This is a genomic window from Streptomyces sp. NPDC002130 (assembly GCF_040296465.1).
In the GTDB taxonomy this organism is placed as follows: domain Bacteria; phylum Actinomycetota; class Actinomycetes; order Streptomycetales; family Streptomycetaceae; genus Streptomyces.
The window spans coordinates 1-1,873 of the sequence record NZ_JBEOXI010000647.1; the positions used below are offsets into that span (position 1 = coordinate 1).

General features: G+C 72.9%; 2 protein-coding genes. Both read right to left on the minus strand.

What is annotated here, in order from left to right:
• Nucleotides 1–13: 13 nt before the first annotated feature.
• Nucleotides 14–1,081 carry an LLM class flavin-dependent oxidoreductase gene (locus tag ABT116_RS43970; RefSeq protein ID WP_351646446.1) on the minus strand — a complete coding sequence of 356 codons (1,068 nt, stop codon included), beginning with the start codon at nucleotides 1,079–1,081 and terminating at the stop codon, nucleotides 14–16.
• Complete coding sequence (locus ABT116_RS43975) at nucleotides 1,081–1,587, minus strand: SRPBCC family protein (protein ID WP_351646448.1); 507 nt, start codon at nucleotides 1,585–1,587, stop codon at nucleotides 1,081–1,083. The genes ABT116_RS43970 and ABT116_RS43975 overlap by 1 nt, the downstream gene beginning before the upstream one ends.
• Between the last annotated feature and the right edge of the window lie 286 nt (nucleotides 1,588–1,873).

The following is a 1,873-nucleotide window of genomic DNA, read 5'->3' on the forward strand; positions in this document are numbered from 1 at the left end:
CAGCCAGGGGAGCTTACCCGCCCGCCCCGGTGGCCTCGGTCTCGTGGACCAGCTCGATCGCCCTGCCGAGCGTGTCGAGCCGGTCGTCGAGGGTTTCGCCGGCCGGGTAGAGGCGGACCGTGTTCACACCGGCGTCGCACCAGACGCGCAGGCGCCGCCGCACCATCTCCTCCGTGCCGATGAGCGTGGTGGCCAGCACCATCTCGTCGGTGACGAGGTCGGCCGCACCGTCCCGGTCGCCCGCCTGCCAGCGCCGGCGGACCTCCGCCGCGACCTCGGCCCAGCCCTGGCGGCTGTAGGCACGGTTGTAGAAGTTCGTCGACGCGGAACCCATGCCGCCCAGGCTGAAGGCGAGTTCCTTCTTCCGGCCCGCGACCATGGCCGCCAGCGCCTCCTCGTCCCGGGCGAACGCGACCTCGGCGCCCTGGCAGACGTCGAAGCCGGCGCGCTCACGCCCGGCGGCGGCCAGGCCCTGGTCCAAGGGGGCGAAGTAGGCCTCCGCGGCGCCCTCGGGGACGAAGCTGGTACCGAGCCAGCCGTCCGCGACCCGGCCGGTCAGCCGCAGCATGGCGGGCGACAGAGCCGCCAGGTAGACGGGAACGGGGTGCTCGGCGCGCATGGACAGGCGCATCGGCACCGCCTCCCCGCCGGGCAGCGGGATGGCGAACTCGGAGCCCGAGAAGGCGATTTTGTCCCCCGCGACCGCTTGCCGCAGGATCTCCACGGTCTCGCGCACCCGGGCCAGGGGGCGGGCGAAAGGCACCCCGTGCAGGCCCTCCATCACCTGCGGACCGGACGGGCCGAGCCCCAGCAGGAACCGCCCTCCGGACAGGTTCGACAGGGTGATCGCCGTCTGTGCGAGGGCGACCGGCGTGCGGGTGCCGACCTGCATGACACCGGAGCCGAGCAGCATCCGCTCCGTGCGGGCCGCGTGGAAGCCCAGCGCGGACGGGGCGTCCGAGCCCCAGGCCTCGGCCACCCAGCACACGTCGAGCCCCAGTTTCTCCGCCTCCACGACGAAATCGGCCTGCCGGGACCAAGAGCCCAGAGCCGCCGCCTCGACGGTCGTCGCCGCGCGCATCACGCCTCCAGCCGGTGCTTGATGTGCTCCAGCGTGGCGGTCATGCCCCGCTCGAACTCCCGCAGCCGTACGAACACGATCTTCTGCTCCTTGTCCGGCATGGCGTCGATCGCGAACGACAGCCCCGAACGCCCGGGCCCCATCCGCATCCACTGCGAGAGCTGGGTTCCGCCGTCCTTCGGCTCCAGCCCGAATCGCCAGACGGCACTGGGCTCCGCCGGATCCCCGACCGCCCAGGCGAACACCCGCTCCGGGTCGCACGCGACCACCGTGGAGGTCGTCTCCCAGTCACCGAACTGCTCGTGCTTGTTCCGGCCGACGAATCGGGCCCCCACGGCCGGTCCGGCCGCACCCCCGGCCCACCGCGCGGACTGCAGCTCGTCGCTCATCTCGGGCATCCGCGTCACATCCGACACCAGCGCCCACACCCTCCCCGGCGGGGCCGCGACCCACGTCGTCACCTCGACCGTCGGTCGGTCCGCGTACCGTGCGCCCGTCCACTCCATCGCGTCGGCCTCCTCGTCGACAAGGATTGTCGCCACAGAGTTGCGTAATGAGACTCACCAGGTCAAGTGGTGAGAGGTCGAAGGATGGTGGGTGAACGAGCCGATGTGGCCCGGTGCGCGGAACCGCGCCCGCGGGGCCGCGTACGCTACCGGTGGCTCCGTCCCCGGGGATCTTCACGCCCGACGTGACCGGCGGTGGGGGGGGGGGGGGGGAGCCGGCCAGTATGACGGTGGTGTTGCCGCGGCGGGGGGGGGGCCCCGGTTCACGGCGGTGGGCGAGCGGGTG

Coding starts and splice junctions, on each gene's coding strand:
- ABT116_RS43970 (WP_351646446.1), bottom strand. CDS start 1,081: ATGCGCGCGGCGACGACCGTCGAGGCGGCGGCTCTGGGCTCTTGGTCC.
- ABT116_RS43975 (WP_351646448.1), bottom strand. CDS start 1,587: ATGGAGTGGACGGGCGCACGGTACGCGGACCGACCGACGGTCGAGGTG.